Origin of the sequence: Actinophytocola sp. (assembly GCF_045807065.1) — a bacterium.
In the GTDB taxonomy this organism is placed as follows: domain Bacteria; phylum Actinomycetota; class Actinomycetes; order Mycobacteriales; family Pseudonocardiaceae; genus Actinophytocola.
Genome location: NZ_JBJMIE010000430.1, coordinates 1 through 5,802 on the forward strand (window position 1 = coordinate 1; position 5,802 = coordinate 5,802).

Here is a 5,802-nt window from a genome sequence, read left to right on the forward strand (position 1 = left end):
ATGCTTGGTCAGCCGGTGTCGATGCTCATCCCACGCGTGGTCGGCTTCAGGCTGGAGGGTGAGCTGCCCGCCGGCTCGACCGCGACCGACCTGGTGCTGACGATCACGGAGATGCTGCGCGAGCACGGCGTGGTCGGCAAGTTCGTCGAGTTCTACGGCTCCGGCGTGTCGGCCGTGCCGCTCGCGAACCGCGCCACGATCGGCAACATGAGCCCCGAGTTCGGCTCGACCTGCGCGATCTTCCCGATCGACGGCGAGACCATCGAGTACCTGAAGTTCACGGGCCGCTCGGCGCGGCAGGTCGCGCTGGTCGAGGCGTACGCCAAGGAGCAGGGCCTGTGGCACGACGCATCGGTCGAGCCCGCCTACTCCGAGACGCTGACGCTCGACCTGTCCACGGTGGTCCCGTCGATCGCGGGTCCGAAGCGGCCGCAGGACCGGATCGCGCTGTCCGACGCCAAGAACGCGTTCCGCGGCGCGCTCGGCTCGTACACCTCCGACGCGCCCCACTCGCAGGTGGACGAGTCGGTGGAGGAGACGTTCCCCGCCTCCGACGCCCCCGCCTACGGCAGCGGCGGCAACGGTGAGGGCAAGCCCGTGCACTACACGGCCGCCGAGGGCGCCGAGGGCCGGCCGTCGAAGCCGACGAAGGTGACCCTCGACGGCGCCGAGTTCGAGCTGGACCACGGCGCGGTGGCGATCGCGGCGATCACGTCGTGCACGAACACGTCGAACCCGTCGGTGATGATCGGCGCGGCGCTGCTCGCGAAGAAGGCCGTCGAGAAGGGCCTGGCCCGCAAGCCGTGGGTGAAGACGACGCTGGCGCCGGGCTCGAAGGTGGTCATGGACTACTACGAGCGCGCGGGTCTGCTGCCGTACCTGGAGAAGCTGGGCTTCCACCTGGTCGGCTACGGCTGCACCACGTGCATCGGCAACTCGGGACCGCTGCAGGAGGAGATCTCCGCCGCCGTCAACGACGCCGACCTGGCCGTGGTGTCCGTGCTGTCCGGCAACCGCAACTTCGAGGGCCGGATCAACCCGGACATCAAGATGAACTACCTGGCGTCCCCACCGCTGGTCGTGGCGTACGCGCTGGCCGGGTCGATGGACAAGGACATCACGACCGAGCCGCTGGGCACCGGGCCCGACGGCGAGCCGGTGTACCTCGCGGACATCTGGCCGTCGCCGCAGGAGATCCAGGACGTCGTGTCGTCGGCGATCTCGTCGGAGATGTTCACGAAGGACTACTCGGACGTGTTCGCGGGCGACGAGCGCTGGCAGTCGCTGCCGACGCCGTCCGGCGACACCTTCGAGTGGGACGCGGACTCCACCTACGTGCGCAAGCCCCCGTACTTCGAGGGCATGGCGCCGGAGCCCGTGCCCGTCACGGACATCGCGGACGCCCGCGTGCTGGCCCTGCTCGGCGACTCGGTGACCACCGACCACATCTCCCCCGCCGGCGCCATCAAGCAGGACTCGCCGGCCGGCAGGTACCTGACCGAGCACGGTGTCGAGCGCAAGGACTTCAACTCCTACGGTTCCCGCCGCGGCAACCACGAGGTGATGATCCGGGGCACGTTCGCGAACATTCGCCTGCGCAACCTGCTGCTCGACGACGTGCAGGGCGGCTTCACCCGAAACTTCCTCGCCGGTGGGGAGCAGACCACCATCTACGACGCCTCGGTCGCCTACGCCGAGGCCGGAGTGCCGCTGGTCGTGTTGGCCGGCAAGGAGTACGGCTCCGGCTCGTCCCGCGACTGGGCGGCGAAGGGCACCTCGCTGCTCGGCGTGCGGGCGGTCATCGCCGAGTCGTTCGAGCGCATCCACCGGTCGAACCTGATCGGCATGGGCGTGCTGCCGCTGCAGTTCCCGCAGGGCGAGTCCGCGTCGTCGCTGGGCCTCAACGGCACCGAGACGTACTCGATCCGCGGCGTGACGGCCCTCAACGACGGCGGCACCCCACGCACCGTGAAGGTGACCGCCACCCACGAGGACGGCACCACGAAGGAGTTCGACGCGGTCGTCCGCATCGACACACCCGGTGAGGCCGACTACTACCGCAACGGCGGCATCATGCAGTACGTCCTGCGGAAGATGGTCAACAGCTGATTCACTCTGTGGGTGCCGGCGACTCGTCGCGAGTCGCCGGCACCGCTGTTGTCAAGGAGCGGGCGCTCCCGGCGGGGAGCTTTCCGTGTTCCGGCGAGCGTGGTCGCCGGAGTGTGGTCGTGGTGTGTGCCGTCAGGCTGTCCGTGAGCGGGTGATCCTCCTGCCGGTGGCGATCTCCTCCGTCTCCTCCTCTCGGTTGACTCTCAGGAGCAGGGCGACCCAGGTGCGGTAGGGCGACCAGCCTTCGGCGATCTCGATCAGGTCCTGCTTCGTGCTGGCCTGGTAGGCGTGTCTCATCTCGTCGTGGAGGCGTTGTTCCGCCTCGGGGAAGGCGTCCGGGTGGGCGGCGCCGCGCAGGAGGATCAGCTCCGCGGAGAACGGGCCGATGCCGGGGAGTTTCCTCAGGCGTGCCAACGCCTCCTCGGGCGGGAGGGACCGCAGCTCCTCGGCGTCCAGGCAGCCGTCCCTGGCCGCCTCGGCGATCGACTTCAGGCGGTCGCTCTTCACCTCGCTCACCATCGGCACGCGTGGTTGGGCCAGCAGTGCCGACGGGGACGGGAACGTCGGGAGTGTCACGCCGTGCACGTCCACCGAGTCGCCGAGGCGGATCGCCAGCTGGTGCTTGATCGTCGCCGCCTGCGTCATGCGGACCCGGTGGCTGAGGACCGCGTAGCACGCGGCCTCGTACGGGGAGTAGAACGCCACCGGCCGCAGGCCCGGGTAGCGTCTCTGCAGCTCGCCCACCACCGGGTCGCGGGCGCCGATCTGAGGAAACCCGGACCCGGGCACGTCGATGGACAGCACACGGCGGACGGCCGCCAGTGTGGCGTCCACATCGGCCGGATCGGCTCGGATCGCCACGCGGACGGGGCCGTTCGGCGCGAGCTGTCGCACCAGGGCGCCGACGGGCCGCCAGCTGGGTGCCACCGGGAAGGCAAGGCGTAGCTCGCCGGGGGTCGACGCCGCGTCGGCGCGGGCGGCCGGGGCGAAGCCCTCGAGGAACCTCGCGCTCGCCGTCAGGTCGAAGGGGCCGTCGACGGTCAGGGTGAACCAGGTGATCTGGTCGAAGGTTGTCATGGTGTGCACTGTGCCGGGGGGCACCGACAAAAAGGCCGGGGTGGGTGTACGAAAGGGACTTTCGTTCGGGAAAGTTCTCGGGCGGGCGCACCCACGTCGCCGGTGCGGAGCGAGCGCACAGGGGGCCGTGACGGGTCATGGCCCCCTGTCCCCACTATGTGGCCTGTGCCAGGGAGACGCCGAAGCGGCCCTCCCTGTCGGTCCACCACCTGGTGAGGGTGAAGCCCGCCTCGGTCAGCTCCGCCGCCACGCGGGCCGGGCGGAACTTCGCCGAGACCTCGGTGTGCAGCTCCTCGCCTTCGGCGAACGGCACGGTCAGGTCCAGCGCGCGGACGTGCACCCGCATCGCCCTGGTGGCGCGGAGGCGCATCTCGATCCACTCCTCCTTCTCGTCCCAGCGCGCCACGTGCTCGAAGGCCGGCACGTCGAAGTCCGCGTCCAGCTCGCGGTTCAGCACGTGCAGGACGTTGCGGTTGAACTCCGCCGTCACGCCCGCCGCGTCGTCGTACGCCGCGACCAGCGTCGCCGGGTCCTTGACCAGGTCGGTGCCCAGCAGCAGCCACTCCCCCGCCTGCAGGGTGTCCCGCAGGGCGGACAGGAACTTCGCGCGTTCGGCCGCGACCAGGTTGCCGATCGTGCCGCCCAGGAACGCCACCACGCGCGGCACGTCACCGGGCAGCAGGGCCAGGTGCCGGGTGAAGTCACCGACCACGCCGTGGACGGTCGCCGGGGCGTAGTCCGCGCGCAGGACCGCGACGGACGCCTCGAGCGCCGAGCCCGACACGTCCAGCGCCACGATCTCCCGCAGGGTCGCCGCGCGGCGCAACGCGTCCAGCAGCAGCCGGGTCTTCTCCGACGAGCCGGAGCCCAGCTCCACCAGGGTGTGCGCGCCGGTCAACCCCGCGATCTCGTCGGCGCGGTCGGTCAGCACCTCCCGTTCGGCGCGGGTCGGGTAGTACTCGGGCAGGCGCGTGATCGCCTCGAACAGCTCACTCCCCCGCGCGTCGTAGAACCACTTGGGCGGCAAGGTCTTCGGGGCCGCCGTCAGGCCGGTCAGGACGTCCGACCGCAGGGCCCGGACGACGTCGTCCTGGGTCAGGTGCACGGTCAGGTCGGTCATGGTTCCCCCACTCTCGTCATGTCCACGCTGGACGGTGTGGCCGTCACGAGGTGCCCGTCGGGGACCTCGTGCCAGCTCGGGTCCTCGTCGTACGGTTCGGACGCCACCACCACGGCGCCGGGCAGGGCACGCACCCACAAGGCGTGCGTCCACGCGGTGGCGACGATCGCCGAACCGTTGGTGAGCAACAGGTTCAGCCGCGAGTCCGGCGCGGCCGCGGCCACCTCGGTCACGACCGAGGCGACCGCGTCGGCCGGTTCCTCGCCGGCGGTCAGGCGAGCGCGCAGCAGGAGCCACAGCAGCGCCGAGTCCGTCGGCGCGTCCATCAGCAACAGGTCGGTCACGGGCAGCCGTTCGGCCAGCCCGGCCACCGAGGACGGCCAGCCGCGCACCAGTCCGTTGTGGCTGAACAGCCACGGGCCGGAGGTGAACGGCGCGCACGCGGTCTCCACGACCGGCATGCCGATCGTGGCGGAGCGGACCGCGGCCAGCGCGGCGCCGGTGACGACCGACGAGGCCAGCCCCGGCAGCGCCGCGTCGGTCCACATGGGACCGGCGCGGCGCAGCCGGACGGGGTCAGCTCCTCCCGTGTACCAGCCGATGCCGTAGCCATCGGCGTTCACGGTGCCGCCACCGCGCATGTCGCACGGCGCCCAGGACTGGCGCAGCAGCGAGTGCGGCGGCGTGAGCAGCAGGTCGGCGAGCCGCACGGGCTCGCCGACGTAAGCCAGGTGCCGGCACACCGCTCAGGCCAGCTCCTCGCGGCCCGCGTCGCGGGCGCACCGGAACCCGGCGAAGATCTGCCGCCGGATCGGGTGGTCCCAGTTGCGGAAGGTCGCCCGGCACGCGGCCGGGTCGGTGCCGAACGAGCCGCCCCGCAGCATCTTGTAGTCACCGCCGAAGAAGACCTCCGAGTACTCCCGGTACGGGAAGGCCTCGAAGCCCGGGTAGCCGTGGAAGTCGGTGTCCAGCCACTCCCACACGTCACCGACCAGCTGGTGCACACCCAGCGGCGAGACACCCGCCGGGTACGCGCCGACCGGCGCCGGCGACAGGTGCCGCTGCCCCAGGTTCGCGTGCTCGGGACCGGGATCCTCGTCGCCCCACGGGAAGCGGCGGGACCGGCCGGTGGCGGGATCGAAGCGGGCCGCCTTCTCCCACTCCGCCTCGGTCGGCAGCCGCTTGCCCGCCCAGGTGGCGTACGCGCGGGCCTCGTGGAAGCACACGTGCACGACCGGCTCGTCCGGCGGGATCGGCTCGACGTGCCCGAACCGGTCGCGCAGGAAGCCCGAGCCGTCCCGCAGCCAGAACCGGGGCGCGGTCAGGTCGGCCTTCACCCGGTACGCCCAGCCCTCCTCGGTCCACCACCGGGGGTCGTCGTACCCGCCCGCCTCGACGAACTCGAGGTACTGCCCGTTGGTGACCGGGGCGGTGTCGATCCAGTACGCCGGCAGGTCGACCGCGTGTGCCGGGCGCTCGTTGTCCAGCGCCCACGG

General features: G+C 71.4%; 5 protein-coding genes. 1 reads left to right on the plus strand and 4 read right to left on the minus strand.

From position 1 onward, the window contains the following. A partial coding sequence (locus ACJ73U_RS25210) for an aconitate hydratase (RefSeq protein WP_407780181.1) occupies positions 1–2,109 on the plus strand: 2,109 nt, incomplete at its 5' end. A 132-nt stretch (positions 2,110–2,241) separates the two neighbouring features. On the opposite strand, the gene ACJ73U_RS25215 is transcribed toward ACJ73U_RS25210, so the two are convergent. The 4 genes from ACJ73U_RS25215 to ACJ73U_RS25230 form a co-directional block, all read right to left on the minus strand. Continuing rightward, on the minus strand, positions 2,242–3,186 hold the full coding sequence (locus ACJ73U_RS25215; RefSeq protein WP_407780182.1) for a DNA-3-methyladenine glycosylase family protein: 945 nt from the start codon (positions 3,184–3,186) through the stop codon (positions 2,242–2,244). A gap of 154 nt (positions 3,187–3,340) precedes the next feature. Then, complete coding sequence (egtD, locus tag ACJ73U_RS25220) at positions 3,341–4,306, minus strand: L-histidine N(alpha)-methyltransferase (protein WP_407780183.1); 966 nt, start codon at positions 4,304–4,306, stop codon at positions 3,341–3,343. After that, positions 4,303–5,049, minus strand: a complete 747-nt coding sequence (egtC, locus tag ACJ73U_RS25225; protein WP_407780184.1) for an ergothioneine biosynthesis protein EgtC — start codon at positions 5,047–5,049, stop codon at positions 4,303–4,305. The genes egtD and egtC overlap by 4 nt, the downstream gene beginning before the upstream one ends. 3 nt (positions 5,050–5,052) lie before the next feature. Then, positions 5,053–5,802, minus strand: a 750-nt coding sequence (locus ACJ73U_RS25230) for an SUMF1/EgtB/PvdO family nonheme iron enzyme (protein WP_407780185.1), incomplete at its 5' end; no start/stop codon positions are given.

Coding starts and splice junctions, on each gene's coding strand:
- egtD (WP_407780183.1), bottom strand. CDS start 4,306: ATGACCGACCTGACCGTGCACCTGACCCAGGACGACGTCGTCCGGGCC.
- ACJ73U_RS25215 (WP_407780182.1), bottom strand. CDS start 3,186: ATGACAACCTTCGACCAGATCACCTGGTTCACCCTGACCGTCGACGGC.